Raw genomic sequence first — 16961 nt, 5'->3', positions numbered from 1 at the left:
CTGTCGGGTTCGAACCGACGACCCCCGCTTTACAACGGCAGGCGTTCGGCACCTAGCGTGACCTGCGACTTAGCTAGCCTGCTGGTCACCCGCCCACCGCACCGCCAGCACCCGCAACTGACCGCCACGTACCGCCCGTTCTGGCACGCCTGTGGCACGGGGCTGGTCAACGGAACGCCGAGAAGCCGGTTAGTTGAGCAGGTCTGGCCGGGTGCCTACGTACCCCTTACCCTCGGGCCAGATGACTGCGACGTCTTGGCTCTTCGCAAGTTCGAGCAGGTCTTCGCGTGGCTCACTCGGCACCAGAATGGCGCTCGACTTCACCTCGACGAAGCGGCCATAGTCGGCGAGCTGCCCGATCGCCATCCGGAAGTTTTCGCGGGTGACGCTGCCCTTGGCCTCGATCAGCAAGCCCTGAGCTGAGTCGTAGAGGTCCGTGAATAGCGGACGGCTCTCGCCCGTCGGAAGGATCATCTGTCGTACGACTTCATGTCCACGGGATCGCAGGTAGTCACTGAACGCTAGGACGAGCTTCGCTTCGCGCCGTTCAGCCTCATAGGGATCACGGCTTGGGTCCACGAAGGACTTCTCGGTCTCCTGTTGCTCGATCCCAAGGGTCTGCACCTGCGTCTGCTGGCTCTCTAGGATTCGACCCAGCTTTGTTGCTGGCCGCTGCGGCTCGATATCGAGCGGGCGGAGGCGAAACACGATCACCTTCCGAAGCGGACCGTCGCCGAACTCTGGGGCATCAGCCTGGTACCACCCGTCCGCGGCGAACTCACCTACGTACCTGACCCTGCCGCGTGCTCCTTGGAAAACACGGAGCGCTCGACCTTCGGCCTGGTGGTTCAGGATGCTGGCGTTTCCGGAAAGCATGCGCTGATCGCCGTACTGGCCTTCGCCGGTGTAGTGGAAGAGCCCGTCCGGCATCCACCCGTCGTAGTAGCCAAACTTCTCGCCGGCGACTGGGTCAGCAAAGATCATCACGTTCGGCGTCCGAGCCGAGGGGCCGATGCCACCCTGCGTCCGACCGCCGTAGACCGAGTGCAACTGCTTCCGCTCGATCTCGTCACCTGGCTGCAGGACCCACTTGCTCCCGGGCACCTCTCCCAGGCCGATGTCCGTCATGGACATGCCTCCCTTCCAGCCGCGCATCCACCACGGCGCCCCGCAGTCTACGCCGATCACGAAGGCGGGGCACAGAAATGCGAATCTGATGCCAGATTTCGGTATACGATTCGGACACAGGCCGTGCCCAGACAGGGTGCGCAGCAAGCCGCCTCCCAAGGGGGATCCATGCCCGCACACGACATCGAGCCCAACCGTCCGCCGCGTCGTCCGCTCTCGCCCAAGGCGCGCTTCTACATGGCGGTCGGCGCGGCGGGGGTGGCAACCTTCGCCATCACCCTGGCGGCACCCCCGGTCGGGGGCCCGCTGCTCGCCGCCACGGCCGTGGCGGGGCTGCTCGTGTCCTCCAAGAAGGAGTAGCGACCCAAGCGCCGCGGCCGCCCAAGCCAGACGCGCCGCAGGCCCGGAGCCGCACCTGGCGCACTCCGGGCCCCTCCCCATCACTAGCTACCAGCGAGGTCGCTCAGGCCCGCCGGCCTGCACCTCCCGTGGTGAGAGCTATCTACGCGCGACACCGGTCAATCTACGCAAGATTTAAGGGTTTTGACGCCGGCAATCTGGCGTAGTAGCTTCGGCGGTCAGCGCCTGACGGATCGTCTGTTCCCTTGGGGGGGAGCTTCCGTCGGCATGCTTGGAGGGCTCTGTGCCCAAGATCCAACTCCCTGTCATCGGCTACATGCAGGGCGGCCGTCGAATGATGACCACCGCCATGTGCGCCCCCGACCTAGTGTCCATGGTCTCTAAGCCGGCCCCCTGGAACCCGGCCAAGACCGACGCTCATGGCAACCGTCCCCGCGACACGACCCACCTCAAGGCGATCGTGAACTATCTGGAAGGTGTAGAGGACTTCGTGCTCGGCGCGGCCGTTCTTTACCTCACTTCGCGGGAAGCACACTTCGAACCGGTCAAGCTCCCCGGTGTCACGACCGACTTCGACGCCGCCCAGTTCGGCGTGCTGTCCATCGACATCTCCGCGAAGTTCGATATTGGTGACGGCCAGCACCGCATCGGCGCGTACGAGCACATCGTGCAGACCCGTGACGAGGAAGACGACCCGGTGATCACGCGCCTGCGCGATTCTGGACAGCCTCTGATCATCGTCATCGACGACGATCACAAGCGTCGCGCCCAGGACTTCGCTGACCTCCAGCGCAATGTGAAGGCGCCTACTCAGTCGCTCGGCCAGTCGATGGACCGGCGGCAGCCGATCAACCGGGCCCTGTCCGACCTGTTTGACACCGTGCCGCTCTTCGAGGAGCGCGTCGAGTATCTGAAGGACAACCCTGGCAAGCTCTCGGCCAAGCTCTTCAGCTTCAAAACGATCCGCTACGTCTCTGGATTGCTGCTGGTCGGCAACAAGTACCGCTCGCCCTCGACGATGGACAAGGCTGTCACCGACTACTTCGAGCACGGCACTGCTGAGGAGGAGCTGACGGCGTTCTGGACGACTCTCGGTGACAACCCGAGGTTCGCTGATGTCATCGACAACGAGGTGACGGCAGCTGAGGTCCGCGAGGCCACCTACCTCACCTCGGCCGGCGTGCTGTATGCCATTGCGTTCGCTGTCTTCACCGCTTCCGCGCTCATCGCCGAGCGTCTGAAGGGCGATCGGGACGAGGAGTTGGTGACCTTCCGCGAGAACGCAATCGAGCACTGTGTGCGCGCCCTGGACGACGTGGACTTTTCTCGGGTCCCGGACAAGCGCCTGGCCACGATCAGCGACATGCCGCTGACCGAGAAGGACAGCATCTTCGCTGGAAATCTGATCGACCCGATCTCCGGGAAGCTGGTGGCCGGTCGCACAGCTTGGGAAGCTGCCGCGGCCGCCCTCGCCCGACACATCGCGGCCAACGAGTACATTCGCGAATTCATCGAGGCGCAGTAGCCTGCGCCAGAGGTCCCCGTCTCCCGGCGGGGACCTCTGCTCATTCCTGCCTAATGCAGCCTTCTCCAGGGACGGAGGCCGGCGCGGCTCTTTGGGGCCAGACAGATCAGGTTGACCTCAGCCATGATTCAGCCTGAGCGGGTGGTCCCCTCCGAGGAGGGCCCGGCGGAGCCTCACGCCTTGACCCGCGCTGTCCGCCCGGCGGGCTCTCACATCGGCATCCACGGCCGCACGCTCGCGTGCGCGCCCTTGAACCAGTAGCGAAACTCGTAACAGTCACCCTCCCACCCCACCTCCTCGCCCCAACTCCCCTGCTAACTATCCCCATCCCACACACCACCCGCCTGGTCTGCACGGCGTCGGCGCTCACGCCTAAAACACGTAGACACCGTCGCTCGCTCCGGCCGCACCTCCTAGCCACTGGCTGAACTGACTTAGCTGGCCGACTCTCGCGTTCCTGCTGAGCGGTGCGTGGGCATGCTGACCCTGGTCAGGGAGGCCATGCCGGAGGGGGACGAATGACGGAGCTGGTGGTCAAGCCTTGGCGGGTGCCCGGGAAGGAACGGCTCTACGTCAACAAGACTGGCGCCCGCGGGGATTCAGTGGCCTGGCTGGACTGCAAGACCGGGGTCGTCACGGTCGACAATCCGGAGTTTGAGGCGCTCGCGCTGGCCAAGGTCGAAGAGTGGTGCAAGTCCTTCGGCAGCCACGTGCCGGCGCGCACCGTCCAGTACCGGGGAACGAAACCGCCGGCGAAGGCAGCACCCGTGCCCATGCCACAGCCTCGGGCAGAGGTCCCATTCCTTCCCTCGATGCAAGACGAAGACGACCTTGCGCGGAACCTGCCCGGTGCCGGGCTGGAAAGTCTCGTGCGCGAGGGCGAAGAGCGGTACGGGCTACTCGTCCGGCTTGCTGCCAAGATCTCCCGCCAGCGCCTCGGTGATTCGAGCACACTCCGCGGCCTGGAAGGTGAGCAGGTCGTCGGGGCTCGGCTGGAGCTGCTTAGAGCCGCTGGCTGGAAGGTCCTGCACGGGGTGCCGCTGCCGTCCGGGTCCGACATCGACCACGTGGTGATCGGCCCGCCGGGCGTCTTCACGATCAACTCGAAGCACCACCCGGGCGCCACGGTGTGGGTCGGCGACAAGATGGTAAAGGTCAACCGCAACAGCTTCCCGTACCTGGAGAACTCGGAGTTCGAGGCGAGTCGTACCACCAAGCTGCTCACTGAGTGGTGCGGCTTCGAGGTCCCCGTTCACCCCGTCATCGCCGTCGTCGGCGCTCGAAAAATCACGCTCGGCACGGCACCGAGGGTGACGGTCATCGATGGTGAGCAGATCGCCTCGGCTCTGCCCTCCCGGCCGGCGGTGCTGTCTCCGAACAGGGTGGATCGGGTCTTCACCATCGCCCGCCACCGGCACGTCTGGAGCCAGATGGGCAAGCGCGGCAGGAAGACGGGCTGACTCAGCTCGCCTGCGGCATATCGATGAGCGTCCGGCCGTCGTGTGTCCGGACGTGCGGAGCCACGTCACCCTGGACGGCGTCGAGCAGACGGACCGCGTAGACCTCGCCCATGCGGTTGGCGATCTCCTCCGGGGTGAGCCACGCGACGGCCGTCGACTCGTCCGACAGCTGCTCGCTGCCGCCCTCGGGGTGGCACCGAAAGACCAGGGCAACGATTCCACGGGTCACGTTCTTGTAGACCCCGGTGAGCCGTTCCACCGAGACCTTGATCCCCGTCTCCTCGTACACCTCGCGGCGCACGCCGTCCTCGACGGTCTCCGAGAGCTCCAGCACCCCGCCTGGGGGCTCCCAGGTGCCGTTGTCGGCCCGCCGGATCGCGAGAATCCGGCCGTCCTCACGCACCACCGCTCCAGCCACCGACACGGAGTGGCGAGGCCGCATCAACGGCGAAGGCGAAGTACCAGCAGATCGCGGACGACTTGGCGTCGCAGATCCGGTCCGGGGTCGTGGCCCCCGGCACGGCGATCCCCAGTGAAGCCGAGCTCATGGAGCGCTACGGGGTGGCCTCCGGCACGGTCCGCAAGGCAGTCGCGGAGCTGCGGACGACACAGCTGATCGAAACGCACCACGGCCGCGGCTCCTTCGTCCGCTCCCGCCCCCCGGTGCAGCGCAAGTCCTCGGACCGCTTCCGCCGAGCGCATCGGCTCGCCGGCAAGGCGGCGTACCTCACCGAGGCCGAGCAGTCCGGCGGCAAGCCCTCCGTGAACGTGCTCTTCGTCGGACCGGTCGACGCCCCGGAAGAGATCGCCGAGCGCCTGAACGTGCCCGCCGGCTCGAAGGTGCTGGCCCGCAAGCGCCGCTACTTCCGCGACGGGACACCGACCGAGGAAGCCACCTCATACCTGCCCTGGGACGTGGTGAAGGACATCCCGGAGACGTTCGCCGAGAACCCCGGCGGCGGTGGCATCTATGCGCGCCTGGAGGAGCACGGCCACACCTTGGCCGAGTTCACTGAGACCGTCCGGGCCCGGTTGGCCACCAAGGCCGAGACGGCCGCGCTGGCGCTGAGCCCCGGCTCCCCGGTGATCCGCATCGTTCGGGACGCCGCCACCGATGCCGGCCGCGTGGTCGAAGTCTGTGACGCCGTGATGGCCGCTGACCAGTGCGTTCTCGACTACCGTTTCCCCGCTCGCGACTGACGCTCGCTCAACTCTCTCAACCCACCGCAAGATTCTTTCTCGCGGCGGGCTGACTCATATACAGGAGTCGGAAACTCTTCTATCCATCAGCTCATATACATGAGTGCATGAGATCACCTCCGTTAGAGGAGATGCACCGGGCTGCCTAATCGGCCCCGGCACTCGATGAAGGAGCCAGAAGATGCGCTTCATCCCCGTCGACACGACCGCCGCGCTGGTGATGGTCGCCCAGGCGCCCCGCCCGAAGCTCAAGAACCGCCAGACCGGCGAGATGGCCATGGACGCCGAGACCGGCGTGCTGCTGATCACCCTGGACGTCACGTTCGTGGCCAACGGTGAGGCCGACATCCTGTCCCTGACCGTGCCGCAGCCGGGCGTCCCGGACGGTCTCGTTCCCGGACCTGATCGTCCCCAATCTCGAACGCCACCTGGAGCACCACGCGGCCAAGGGGCAGGACGGCCTGTTCTTCGTCGGCCCCCGGGGCGGCAAGCTCCGCCGGAGCAACTTCCGGGACGACTGGACGGCCGCCAAGGCCAAGGCCGGCGTTTCCCCGGACATCCACTTCCACGACGTCCGGCACACCGGCAACAACCTGGCGGCCCAGAACGGGGCCAGCACCCGGGAGCTCATGACCAGGACGGGTCACAGCACCACCCGAGCCGCGCTGATCTACCAGCACATGACCAGCGACCGGGACCGTGCCATCGCCGACAAGATGGGCGAGGCCGCCCGCAAGGCGCTCGGCGGGAACAACGATCCGCCCGCGGGCCCATCGACCGAAACAACGCCTTCTACGCAGGTTGATTGACATCACCGTCCACCGGTCCCGCTGGCGTGGTTCCCACCAGCGGGACCGGCTTCTTCGCGTCGAAGACACTGCCATGGATCTGTAGCTCGCACCCCAACCTGTCGGAGCCATGATCTAGGGTCTGGCCATGACGACTAGCCTCAGCCCGATCGTTCCCGGCGACGTCCGCACTCGGGCGGAGATCCGGCAGGAGTTCGGCGGAAGCCCTCAGGGCGGCATCTGCCCCTCCGATGAAAAGGAGAGCGTTAATCTCTATTCTGATCCGACCGTCGGCGAGCAGTACGGCTACTATGACGGTTGGCTAGCAGAAGAAGATGACCAGGGCCCAGTTTTCGAATACACCGGAGCTGGACAGGTTGGCGACCAGACGTTTGATGGCGCCTTTGGCACCGGAAACCGGGCCATCCTCCGCCATGCTGAGCAGAACCGCAAGCTTCGCGTTTTCGTCCTCGCCGAGAAGCCAAAGGGCGATGGACCCAAGAAGCATCGCTATGTCGGCATCTTTAGCCTTGACCAGGCTCTCCCGTACGTCTGGCGGAAAGTGCGTGGCGATAACGACACGTTCCGCAACGTCATTGTCTTCCGGCTACGCCCAGATGGTGAATTCGAGAACTCTCCAAAGGATGCCATCCCGGCAGCCGAGGAAACTGCAGCAGAGTTCGTGCCATTTCAGCCGATCCTGGCATCAATGCTGAATTCTGGCCCGGCAACCACGGGAGCCCTCTCCCTGCCTAAGCAGCGGACCAAGCCCAAGCGAAACGCTACCAAGAAGGCGCCGCACGCGTCGACCGAAGGCGTCTTTGTCGCATCCGAGGAATTTACTACAAAGATGAGCCTGCGGGCAGCTACGGCCGCAAGCATTGCTGTTCGGCGCGAGGCTGAACTGACAAAGACTTACCGGGCTGTACTGGAGTCACTTGGGCATGAAACCGGTGCATTCCAGATCAAGGTCGAGGGAATGAGTTCAACACTTCGCACCGACCTTTATGACGCCACTGATCACGTCCTCTACGAAGCCAAGGGCTCAGGCTCTCGGGAGGACGTACGAATGGCGATTGGTCAGCTGCTCGACTACAGCCGCTACGTGAAGACGCCGACACGGCAGCATGAGCCCCACATGGTTGTACTTCTGCCTGCACCTCCCGCGGCGGACATGCAGGCTCTGCTGGCCCACCATCGGATCGGACTGGTTTACCAATCAGACGACGGCAAGTTCGTCGGCCCGGACGCTCCAGAGCTGGGCTAGCCGGCGAAGGCGTTGCTCCGCCTCGCACCCGAAGCGGAGCAACGCCCGTCAGCTACTGTGAATCCCACTTCCTGACACCGAGGCCCAATGGCGCCGCCCCAGAATACGGCACCAGATCGAGCGGGTTCATCCATGCATCCGAGAAGTGGATATTCAGATGAAGAGCCAGAGGCATCAGGATGTCATCCTCTGGCATTGCATCGACCTGCAGCAGCGAGGCCCCAGGTGATGGAGATCTGTCCAGATTTCCATTCCTCGGATCCGTCCATTGCAGATGCCCCTTTCCGAGAACCCAGACGCTGTCGGGCCACTCGATGGGGTCGCGCTTCCTGCACCACTCAATCAAGTGTCCGCCGATCGTCTCAAGATCGAGACTACCGAAGGCCACGATCATGCCTGACGTCGGAAAGAAGTCAAATGTCCTACCGTAGGCAGATACAGAACGAGGGATCAGGCCGGGAATGGGCCTGTAGGCGGTTTTACCGATTCGGCGGACCTTGGCAATCTTCTCGCAGGCGTCCAATAATTGCGCCTTGTCTAGCTTTGTCTTCACCTCAACAACGCCATACACGCATTCGTTCGGAATGATGCGGTAGCCGTTGAGGGTAGTAAATGGCGGCGTCCCTCTATCGATGAGCACAACATCGCATTGAGGCGACACCTCCCCAGCGGAAGCCACAATCTCGGCATTGTGAACCGCTTCAACGTGCGACGGCAAATAGCCTGAGAGAAACTCGCGAATAAGTGCTTCTCGCGAGGTTCCTGCCTCACCGTTGTGGTTGAAGTTCCTGGACTGCTCAAAGTCGGCGCGCATCCGCTTGGCCACGGAGCTGAGGATCCTGCCGAGCTTCTCTTGGGTCATGCCCGGATCCTAGGCTCCTCGACCTGCCTGCGACCGGCCGTTCCCGTCACCGGCCGGCGGCTTCTGGCACGCCTGTGGCACAGCCCGGGGAGGACCGCGGCAACGACGAAGGGCCAGCTCCCCCCGGATCACACCGGTGAGCTGGCCCTTCTGCCGTGTCTGGCGCTGAGCCCCCTGTCGGGTTCGAACCGACGACCCCCGCTTTACAAGAGCGGTGCTCTGGCCAGCTGAGCTAAGGAGGCACGGTGACCGTCCGCGAAGGATCACGGCGGCACCGGGGGCAGTCTACCGGGCCGGGATGGCGGGGTGGGGGGATATCCGGGGGTTGCCGGGGTGGGGCGGGCCGGCGGCGGGACGAGGGCCGGGCGGGGAGCGGGGCCGGGGCGGGGCCGGGTGGGCGTGATGGAACCGATGCCGAAATCGGGGCGGAGGGGGGCTGACAAGCGACGGAAGCGCAGGTAGCGTCGCCGGGAGTCGGTACGGGCAGTGGTTCAGACCACTGGCGGGCCGGCGGAGACGAACGCACACCCCCCTTTACTCGGATCGTCCGGCACGTTCCTGCCGGTGAAGGAGAAGAACGACGATGGCTTCTGTCACGTACGACAAGGCGACCCGTGTCTACCCCGGGGCGACCAAGCCCTCGGTGGACGCGCTGGAGCTGGAGATCGCCGACGGCGAGTTCCTGGTGCTGGTCGGTCCGTCCGGCTGCGGCAAGTCGACCAGCCTGCGCATGCTCGCGGGTCTGGAGGACGTCAACAGCGGCGCGATCCGGATCGGCGACCGGGACGTCACCCACCTGCCGCCGAAGGACCGGGACATCGCGATGGTGTTCCAGAACTACGCGCTCTACCCGCACATGACCGTCGCCGAGAACATGGGCTTCGCGCTCAAGATCGCCGGCGTGAACAAGGCGGACATCCGCACCAAGGTCGAGGAGGCGGCGAAGATCCTCGACCTCACCGAGTACCTGGACCGCAAGCCGAAGGCCCTCTCCGGTGGTCAGCGCCAGCGCGTCGCGATGGGCCGGGCGATCGTCCGCCAGCCGCAGGTCTTCCTGATGGACGAGCCGCTGTCCAACCTGGACGCCAAGCTCCGCGTCTCGACCCGCACCCAGATCGCCGGCCTGCAGCGCCGCCTGGGCATCACCACCGTCTACGTCACCCACGACCAGACCGAGGCGCTCACCATGGGCGACCGGGTCGCGGTGCTGAAGGACGGTCTGCTGCAGCAGGTCGACACCCCGCGCAACATGTACGACCGGCCCGCCAACCTGTTCGTGGCCGGCTTCATCGGTTCGCCGGCCATGAACCTGGTCGAGGTGCCGCTGGTGGACGGCGGGGTGAAGTTCGGCGGCTCGGTGGTCAACATCTCCCGCGAGGACCTGGCGGGCGCCCTCACCGAGAAGACGGTGACCGTCGGCATCCGCCCCGAGCACTTCCAGATCGTCCCGGCGGGCGGCATCGAGGGCGTCGCGGTGACCGTGAACGTGGTCGAGGAGCTCGGCTCGGACGGCTTCGTCTACGGCACCACCCAGATCGGCGGCGTGGACAAGGAGCTGGTCGTCCGGGTGCCCGGCCGCCAGATCCCGGCCCGCGGCGAGACCGTCCACGTCGTGCCGACCGCCGAGGAGACCCACGTCTTCTCCACCGGCACCGGGGTCCGTCTGGGCCGCTGACCCGCGGCGCGCCTCCCCGCGCACGGACCACTCCACGGAGCCCGTCGGACCCTTTCCGGTCCGGCGGGCTCCGTCCGTACACCCCCGCGTCAACACGGTGCAGGGACGAACCCGGACACCCTGTCACCCGATGGCGTGACGGAGGGCGATCCTGCCCGCACCCACCGCTACTCTCCTGAGGGTGAAGCAGCTTGTGCGCCGAATCGGCCAGACCGTCGCCCTGACCCTGCCGGTCGTCCTGGTGACCACCGGCACCCTCGCCGTGACCCGGGTCCCATGGGCCCCACCGACCGCGCTCGACCAGCAGGTCGTGGCGGCGTCCAGCGGCGACGGCGCCGGGATCGGGCGCTCCACCACGACCGCCGCCAAGACGGACGGGCTCGCCCCGCAGGAGTCGCTGCGGGTGGCGCTGCTGGACGAACTGCGCGCCAAGAACCCGTCGGCCGCGCTGGACCTGCTGGAGCGCTCGATGCGCGAGCAGCCGTCGCTGACCCCGTACTGCACCTCGCTGGCCACCGAGTTGGGCAAGGCCGCGGTCCGCAAGTACCAGGGCGACGTGCAGCGGGCCCGCTCCTTCGCCCGCCCGGTCTGCGACGGCTCCTTCTCGGCCGGCGTCGTCGGCTGACGGTCCGCCCCTCGACGGACGCCCCGACGGGACGCCAGACGGACGAGGAACCAGCGCGGAGCCAGTGCGAGGGCGCGACGGGCAACCGCCGAGGACGGCCCTCAAGACCCTTCCGGCGCCCTATTGTTCAGGCATGACCGCTGACTCCGGCCCCGTCGCCGACCTCGCGTCCCCGCAGTCCCAGCCGCCCCGGCCGACCACGACGCCCGTCACCCAGGCCGTGATCCTGGCCGGCGGCCAGGGCTCCCGGCTGCGCCCCTACACGGACGACCGCCCCAAGCCGCTGGTCGAGATCCCGGGCACGGGCACGCCGATCCTCGGCCACCAGCTGGCCTGGCTGGCCGCGGAGGGCGTCACCGACGTCGTGGTGTCCTGCGGCCACCTCGCCGACGTGCTGGAGGAGTGGCTCGACAAGGCCGAACTCCCGCTGCGGGTACGGACGGTGGTCGAGGCCGAGCCGCTCGGTCGCGGCGGCGGCCTGAAGTACGCAGCGAAGGCGCTGCCCCGCCCGGACGAGCCCTGGTACGCCACCAACGGGGACATCTGGACCCGCTTCAGCCTGCGCGACATGGCCGCCTTCCACCACGAGCGGGACGCCGTCGCGACGCTCGCCCTGGCCCGGCCGCGGATCCCGTGGGGCGCCGTGGAGACCGACCAGTTCGGCAACGTGCTGGACTTCATCGAGGCCCCGCCCTCGCCCTTCCTGATCAACGCCGGCCTGTACGTGTTCAGCCCGGAGTTCGCCGAGCTGCTGCCGGACGTGGGCGACCACGAGCGCACCACCTTCCCCCAGCTCGCCCGCAGCAAGCGGCTGGCGGGCTACCAGCTGCCGCAGGGCGTGTACTGGCGGGCGATCGACACCGCGAAGGACCTCACCGAGGCGGCCAAGGAGCTCGCCGCCTACCGCGACCGCTCCAACTGATCGCACGACGCGCGACGCACGACAGACGACGCACGACGCACGGCACACGACGGTCCGCGACAGTCAGGGCCCGCACACACGCTACGGCCGGGTGCTCCCCCACGGAGCACCCGGCCGTAGCGCGTCCGGCGGCCTCAGGTGGCCGTCGGCGTCCCCGGACGGGAGGACTGCCCACCGGACAGGTCGGCCAGCGGTCCGCTGCCGAGCACCGGCCCGCTGCCGAGCACCCCGCCGAGCAGCCCGCCGCCGCTGCTGGGGGTGGGCTTGGGGGCCGCGCCGCCGCCGGAGCCGCCGGGCGCCGGGGTGCGCTGGGCCGGCGCGGAGCCGGGCCCGGCGGCCGGGGCGGCCGGGGCCGGGCTGGAGCCGCCGGTCTCGGGCTTGCCCGAGTGCTTGCCGCTGGGCGTGGCCCCGGTCGGCTTGGCGGCGGGGGCGGTGGCCGGCGTGCTGGCGCTCGGCGGCGGACTGGCCGGGTGCGGGGCGGCGGCCGGGGGCGGGGTGGACGTGCCCTGGCCGCCGGGGGCGCCGGCGGGGCTGCCGGAGGGCCAGACCGGGGTGCCGTAGTCGGTCGACGGGCGGGCGGGCGCCTGCTGCCGGGCGCCGGTGCGGACGGCCGCGCCGAGCATCGAGCCGAGCAGCAGGGTCAGGCCGACCACGATCGTGGTGACCACCGCGCCGCGGCGCAGCACCCGACGGCGGAGCGCCCCGGGCGCGCCCGCGCCGATCCGGCGCCAGGCCTCCAGGTTGAGCCGTCCGTCGAGCGAGGCGAAGGGCGCCCCGGCGATCAGCAGCGGGCTCCAGGCGGCGAGGAAGATCAGGTCGGGGGTGTCGTAGACCGGGACGGCCCGCCAGCTGACGGTGAACAGCAGCGCGGCGGAGAGCAGCATGGCCGCCCCGGCGGCGAGCCGCTGCCACAGGCCGAGGACGGTCAGCACGCCGACCACGATCTCGGTGAACGACACCACCAGGCCGGAGCCGACCGGGTGGGCCATCGCGAAGGCCAGCAGCGGCTCGGCGACCTTCCACGGGTGCAGCGAGGAGAGCCAGCGCATCATCGAGCCGCGCTCGCCGCCGTCGAAGTACACCGGGTCGCAGAGCTTGCTGAACCCGGCGTAGACGGAGAGCGAGCCGAGCACGGCGCGCAGCGGCAGCAGCACCAGGCCGAGGTCGACCCGGCGGCCGGGGTACCAGGGCTGCTTGCCCTCGGCCTCGGCGGCGGAGACCTCGGGCAGTTCGCCGCTGGGGGTCCAACCGTGCGGCTGGCCGACCGGGCCGACGCCGGCGTCGGTGGCGGTGCCGGCGCCCTCGCGCGGCTGGCGGGGGACGGACCGGGCGCCGGCGTAGGCGGGCAGCACCTGGGTGTCCTCGTCGAGGGCGCCCCCGGCCGGGGAGCCGTTGGTCCGCACCGCTTCCAGCAGCCGGGTGGCGGCGAGGTCGCCGGGGGCGGCCTGGCCGGTCCAGGTGACGGCGGTGACCCGGCCCTTGCGGCGCGGCGCGCCACCGGCGGCCGCGCCGGCCAGCGCCGGGACGGCGGAGGCGGGCACGACGACCTGCGGGGTGACCAGCGGACGGCGGATCAGGCCCTGGTTGGCGTACGGGTCGCCGAACGCGGCGCCGGTGGACAGCAGTCCGGCCGGGGCCTCGATCAGCGGCGCCACCGGGGTGCCGAGCCGGAGCCGGAAGCTCGCCTGGGTGCTGCTGAGGCGCGCGGGGTCCGACGGCACCTTGACGGTGTCGAGCCCGGGGCCCGAGCCTGCGTCTATCCCGGTGCTGCCGCCGCCGAACAGGGGGCGCCGAGGTGTTCTGGTGTCCACGTCCACGCCCGTCTAACCGGGTGACGGCCGCTTAGGACACTCTCTCGGGTGGATGTCCGGCGCATACTTGAAGTGATCATGAGAAAAGCGATCGGACCCGGTCGGGCCCGATCGCTTTTCACTCGGATCGCGGAGAATTCAGAAGATCTGCTGCGAACCGGACATCCGATGTGCTCAGCGCTTGGCGCGCAGTCGCGCGGCCTCGTACAGCACGATGCCCGCCGCGACGCCGGCGTTCAGCGACTCGGTCAGGCCGCTCATCGGGATCCGCACCCGCATGTCGCAGGTCTCCGAGACCAGCCGGGACAGGCCCTTGCCCTCGCTGCCCGCGACGATCACCACGGGACCGGTCAGCAGCTCCAGGTCGCCGAGCTCGGCCTCGCCGTCGGCGGCCAGGCCGACCACCATCAGGCCGGCCTTCTGGTAGGCCTCCAGGGTGCGGGTCATGTTGGTGGCGCGGGCGACGGGCAGCCGGGCGGCGGCGCCGGAGGAGGTCTTCCAGGCACCGGCGGTCATGCCGGCCGCGCGGCGCTCCGGGATGACCACGCCGTGCGCGCCGAAGGCGGCGGCGGAGCGGACCACGGCGCCCAGGTTGCGCGAGTCGGTGACCCCGTCCAGGGCGATGATCAGCGCGTCCTGGCCGGCGTCGTTGGCCTCGACCAGCAGGTCGTCGGGGTGGGCGTACTCGTACGGCGGGACCTGCAGCACCAGGCCCTGGTGGTTCATCCCGCCGGTCATCTGGTCCAGCTGGGGCCGCGGGGCCTCCATCAGCGGGATGCCCCGCTCGTTGGCGGCCTGGAAGGCGTCGCGGACCCGGTCGTCGGTGTCGATGAACTGCTGGACGTACAGCGCGTTCGCCGGCACGTCGCCCTGGAGCGCCTCGACCACCGAGTTGCGGCCGAAGACCAGCTCGGCGCTGCCCGCGCCGCCGCGGCCGCCCCGGCCACCGGCGCCGGCCCGGCGCATGCCGGCCCGGGCCTTGGCGTCCCGCTCGCGCTTGAGGGCGGCGTTGGCGGCCCGCTGCTTGGGGTGACCCTTGCGCTCCGCCCCGGGCGGGGTCGGGCCCTTGCCCTCCAGCGCCCTCCGGCTGTGCCCGCCGGTACCGACAGACGCGCCCTTCTTCGATCCGGGGTTGCGGCGGTTCCTGCGCTGGCTGTTGCCGGCCATGGCTGTACTTCCTGTCTGTCCGGCATGCCCGGCCGCCCCGCTCGGTGCGGCGACGGCCTGCGACATGCGCTACGTCATGAGGGAGGGCCGCACCGGTCCGGTACGGCCCACCCATCACCCCGATCGTCAGATGGGGTTACTGGCTGTTGATCGTCCAGCGCGGGCCGGACGGGGTGTCCTCGATCACCAGCCCGGCCAGGCCGAGCTGGTCGCGGATGGCGTCCGCGGTGGCGAAGTCCTTGCGCTGGCGAGCCGCCTGCCGCTGGTCCAGGACCAGACGGACCAGCGAGTCGACCACGCCGTGCAGGTCCTCACCGCGCTCCGCCCCGGCCCACTGCGGGTCGAGCGGGTCGAGGCCCAGTACACCGAGCATCGCACGGACCTCGGCCAGTCGCGCCACCACGCTCTCCTTGTCGTCCGCGTTCAGGGCGCTGTTGCCCTGGCGGACGGCGGTGTGCACGACGGCCAGCGCCTGCGGGACGCCGAAGTCGTCGTCCATCGCCTCGGCGAAGGCCGGCGGCACCTCGGGCGCGGCGTCGACCTTGCCGCAGCGCTCGACGGCCCGCTGGACGAAGCCCTCGATCCGGCCGAAGCCGGCCTCGGCCTCGCGCAGCGCGTCCTCGCTGTACTCGATCATCGAGCGGTAGTGCGCGGCGCCCAGGTAGTAGCGGAGCACGATCGGCCGCCACGCCCGGACCATCGAGGAGACCAGCACCGAGTTGCCGAGCGACTTGCTCATCTTCTCGCCGGCCATGGTGACCCAGGCGTTGTGCACCCAGAACGCGGCGAAGTCGTCGCCGTAGGCCTTGGACTGGGCGATCTCGTTCTCGTGGTGCGGGAAGATCAGGTCCAGCCCGCCGCCGTGGATGTCGAAGGCCGGGCCGAGGTACTTGTGCACCATCGCCGAGCACTCCAGGTGCCAGCCCGGGCGGCCGCGGCCCCACGGGGTCTCCCAGCTCGGCTCGCCCGGCTTGGCGGCCTTCCACATCGCGAAGTCGCGCTGGTCGCGCTTGCCGGTCTCGCCCTCGCCCTCGGGCTGGCGCAGGTCGTCGAGCTTCTGGTTGGAGAGCGCGAGGTAGTCGGGGTAGGACTTCACGTCGAAGTAGACGTTGCCGTCGACCGCGTAGGCGTGGCCCTTCTCGATGAGCCCCTGCATCATCTCGATCATCTCGGGCACGTGCCCGGTGGCCCGCGGCTCGACGGTCGGCGGCAGGCAGCCCAGCGCGGTGTAACCGTCGTTGAAGGCGCGCTCGTTCTCGTAGGCGATCTGCCACCACGGCGTGCCGAGCTCGCGCTCCTTGGCGATGATCTTGTCGTCGATGTCGGTGACGTTCCGGACGAAGGTCACCTGGTAGCCGCGGTAGGCGAACCACCGCTGCATGATGTCGAAGTTGAGGCCGGACCGGATGTGCCCGATGTGTGGCGCCGACTGAACGGTAGCGCCGCACAGGTAGATCGAGACACAACCCGGTACAAGCGGGACGAAGTCGCGTACCTGGCGGGTGCTGGTGTCGTACAGACGAATGCTCACAGCGTCAAGCGTAGTGGGCGACGGGGGGTGCCCCGCGACATTAACCGGGAAACGGGCAGCGCTTTCCCCGGGAACGGCCGGACCGTTCCCGGGGGGAGGCGGTTCGCCGCCGGCGGCTAGATGCTGCCGACCACCTTGCGGGGCGTGAGCCGGATGACCACCCGGACGTCGTCCGGGCCGTCCCAGGTGTACTCGTCCACGCCGCGGTACTTGGTGGCCAGCTCGTCGATCAGCTCCCGACCGCCCTCGGTGGTCAGGGTGACCGAACCGCGCACCTCCAGGTACTCGTACGGGTTCTCCGGCGGGTTGATCACGACCGAGACCCGCGGGTCCTTCACCAGGTTGAGGTGCTTGCGACGGCCCTCGACGGTGGAGAACAGGATGTCGTCGCCGTCGCGCTTGACCCAGACCACCGAGGACTGGGGGCTGCCGTCCGGCTGGATCGTGGAGACCACGGCGAAGCTCTTGCCGTCGATCAACGCCTTGGCGCGGTCGGAGAGTTGCGCACTCATCGAAAACCTCTTCTCATCGGCGGCGGTGCGGTACGGCCCGGGGCGAGCCCCGCCCGGACCCGGACCGCACACTATCGACTCGGGGCCCCGCACATCGCGTGAACACCCGTCAACTCCCGGTTATTCCC

The 16961-nt window shown here is 68.6% G+C and carries 16 protein-coding genes, 1 tRNA gene and 1 pseudogene; 10 read left to right on the top strand and 8 right to left on the bottom strand.

Annotated features, from left to right (window positions below; translation table 11 throughout):
* Window positions 1-189 precede the first annotated feature (189 nt).
* Window positions 190-1128 carry a restriction endonuclease gene (locus ACIP4P_RS09815; protein WP_400916513.1) on the bottom strand — a complete coding sequence of 313 codons (939 nt, stop codon included), beginning with the start codon at window positions 1126-1128 and terminating at the stop codon, window positions 190-192.
* A 168-nt stretch (window positions 1129-1296) separates the two neighbouring features.
* Here ACIP4P_RS09815 and ACIP4P_RS09810 point away from each other — a divergent pair, with 168 nt between their 5' ends.
* The 3 genes from ACIP4P_RS09810 to ACIP4P_RS09800 all read left to right on the top strand — a co-directional run bounded on the left by ACIP4P_RS09810 (window position 1297) and on the right by ACIP4P_RS09800 (window position 4473).
* Complete coding sequence (locus ACIP4P_RS09810; RefSeq protein ID WP_400916511.1) at window positions 1297-1488, top strand: hypothetical protein; 192 nt, start codon at window positions 1297-1299, stop codon at window positions 1486-1488.
* A 283-nt stretch (window positions 1489-1771) separates the two neighbouring features.
* Window positions 1772-3013: a DNA sulfur modification protein DndB gene (locus tag ACIP4P_RS09805; protein ID WP_400916508.1), complete on the top strand. Its 1242-nt coding sequence runs from the start codon at window positions 1772-1774 to the stop codon at window positions 3011-3013.
* A 518-nt stretch (window positions 3014-3531) separates the two neighbouring features.
* The gene (locus ACIP4P_RS09800; protein WP_400916506.1) at window positions 3532-4473 is read left to right on the top strand and encodes a nuclease-related domain-containing protein; all 942 of its coding nucleotides are present in this window, start codon (window positions 3532-3534) and stop codon (window positions 4471-4473) included.
* A gap of 1 nt (window position 4474) precedes the next feature.
* Here the strand turns inward: ACIP4P_RS09800 and ACIP4P_RS09795 are convergent, their stop codons facing one another.
* The gene (locus ACIP4P_RS09795) at window positions 4475-4915 is read right to left on the bottom strand and encodes an NUDIX hydrolase (protein WP_400916503.1); all 441 of its coding nucleotides are present in this window, start codon (window positions 4913-4915) and stop codon (window positions 4475-4477) included.
* A gap of 38 nt (window positions 4916-4953) precedes the next feature.
* Here ACIP4P_RS09795 and ACIP4P_RS09790 point away from each other — a divergent pair, with 38 nt between their 5' ends.
* The 4 genes and pseudogenes from ACIP4P_RS09790 to ACIP4P_RS09775 all read left to right on the top strand — a co-directional run bounded on the left by ACIP4P_RS09790 (window position 4954) and on the right by ACIP4P_RS09775 (window position 7728).
* The gene (locus ACIP4P_RS09790) at window positions 4954-5673 is read left to right on the top strand and encodes a GntR family transcriptional regulator (protein WP_400916500.1); all 720 of its coding nucleotides are present in this window, start codon (window positions 4954-4956) and stop codon (window positions 5671-5673) included.
* Between the two features lie 401 nt (window positions 5674-6074).
* Window positions 6075-6299 (top strand): annotated as a pseudogene (locus tag ACIP4P_RS09785) (tyrosine-type recombinase/integrase); the annotation flags it as partial.
* A gap of 3 nt (window positions 6300-6302) precedes the next feature.
* Entirely contained in the window at window positions 6303-6482 is a 180-nt protein-coding gene (locus tag ACIP4P_RS09780; RefSeq protein WP_400916498.1) for an integrase, read from the top strand.
* A gap of 127 nt (window positions 6483-6609) precedes the next feature.
* The gene (locus ACIP4P_RS09775; protein ID WP_400916497.1) at window positions 6610-7728 is read left to right on the top strand and encodes a hypothetical protein; all 1119 of its coding nucleotides are present in this window, start codon (window positions 6610-6612) and stop codon (window positions 7726-7728) included.
* Window positions 7729-7780: 52 nt separating this feature from the next.
* On the opposite strand, the gene ACIP4P_RS09770 is transcribed toward ACIP4P_RS09775, so the two are convergent.
* The gene (locus ACIP4P_RS09770) at window positions 7781-8590 is read right to left on the bottom strand and encodes a DUF6602 domain-containing protein (protein ID WP_400916494.1); all 810 of its coding nucleotides are present in this window, start codon (window positions 8588-8590) and stop codon (window positions 7781-7783) included.
* 168 nt (window positions 8591-8758) lie between these two features.
* Window positions 8759-8832, bottom strand: a tRNA-Thr gene (locus ACIP4P_RS09765).
* 341 nt (window positions 8833-9173) lie between these two features.
* Between ACIP4P_RS09765 and ACIP4P_RS09760 the strand changes: the two genes are divergently transcribed.
* From ACIP4P_RS09760 to ACIP4P_RS09750, 3 genes are all read left to right on the top strand, one after another.
* Window positions 9174-10265, top strand: a complete 1092-nt coding sequence (locus ACIP4P_RS09760) for an ABC transporter ATP-binding protein (protein WP_400916491.1) — start codon at window positions 9174-9176, stop codon at window positions 10263-10265.
* Between the two features lie 181 nt (window positions 10266-10446).
* Window positions 10447-10890 carry a hypothetical protein gene (locus ACIP4P_RS09755; RefSeq protein WP_400916489.1) on the top strand — a complete coding sequence of 148 codons (444 nt, stop codon included), beginning with the start codon at window positions 10447-10449 and terminating at the stop codon, window positions 10888-10890.
* A gap of 133 nt (window positions 10891-11023) precedes the next feature.
* On the top strand, window positions 11024-11812 hold the full coding sequence (locus ACIP4P_RS09750; protein ID WP_350517600.1) for a nucleotidyltransferase family protein: 789 nt from the start codon (window positions 11024-11026) through the stop codon (window positions 11810-11812).
* A gap of 134 nt (window positions 11813-11946) precedes the next feature.
* On the opposite strand, the gene ACIP4P_RS09745 is transcribed toward ACIP4P_RS09750, so the two are convergent.
* The 4 genes from ACIP4P_RS09745 to ACIP4P_RS09730 form a co-directional block, all read right to left on the bottom strand.
* A complete protein-coding gene (locus ACIP4P_RS09745; protein ID WP_400916485.1) occupies window positions 11947-13533 on the bottom strand; it encodes a DoxX family membrane protein in 1587 nt (528 codons plus the stop codon).
* Between the two features lie 264 nt (window positions 13534-13797).
* The gene (gene rlmB / locus ACIP4P_RS09740; RefSeq protein ID WP_350517598.1) at window positions 13798-14790 is read right to left on the bottom strand and encodes a 23S rRNA (guanosine(2251)-2'-O)-methyltransferase RlmB; all 993 of its coding nucleotides are present in this window, start codon (window positions 14788-14790) and stop codon (window positions 13798-13800) included.
* A 136-nt stretch (window positions 14791-14926) separates the two neighbouring features.
* Window positions 14927-16321: a cysteine--tRNA ligase gene (cysS, locus tag ACIP4P_RS09735; RefSeq protein WP_400916481.1), complete on the bottom strand. Its 1395-nt coding sequence runs from the start codon at window positions 16319-16321 to the stop codon at window positions 14927-14929.
* Between the two features lie 116 nt (window positions 16322-16437).
* Window positions 16438-16833, bottom strand: a complete 396-nt coding sequence (locus ACIP4P_RS09730) for a PPOX class F420-dependent oxidoreductase (RefSeq protein ID WP_400916478.1) — start codon at window positions 16831-16833, stop codon at window positions 16438-16440.
* Between the last annotated feature and the right edge of the window lie 128 nt (window positions 16834-16961).

The sequence above is a fragment of the Kitasatospora sp. NPDC089509 genome, assembly GCF_044749365.1.
GTDB lineage: Bacteria > Actinomycetota > Actinomycetes > Streptomycetales > Streptomycetaceae > Kitasatospora.
Note: the sequence above shows the minus strand (reverse complement) of the source record. Positions and strands in the feature narration are given on the sequence as shown.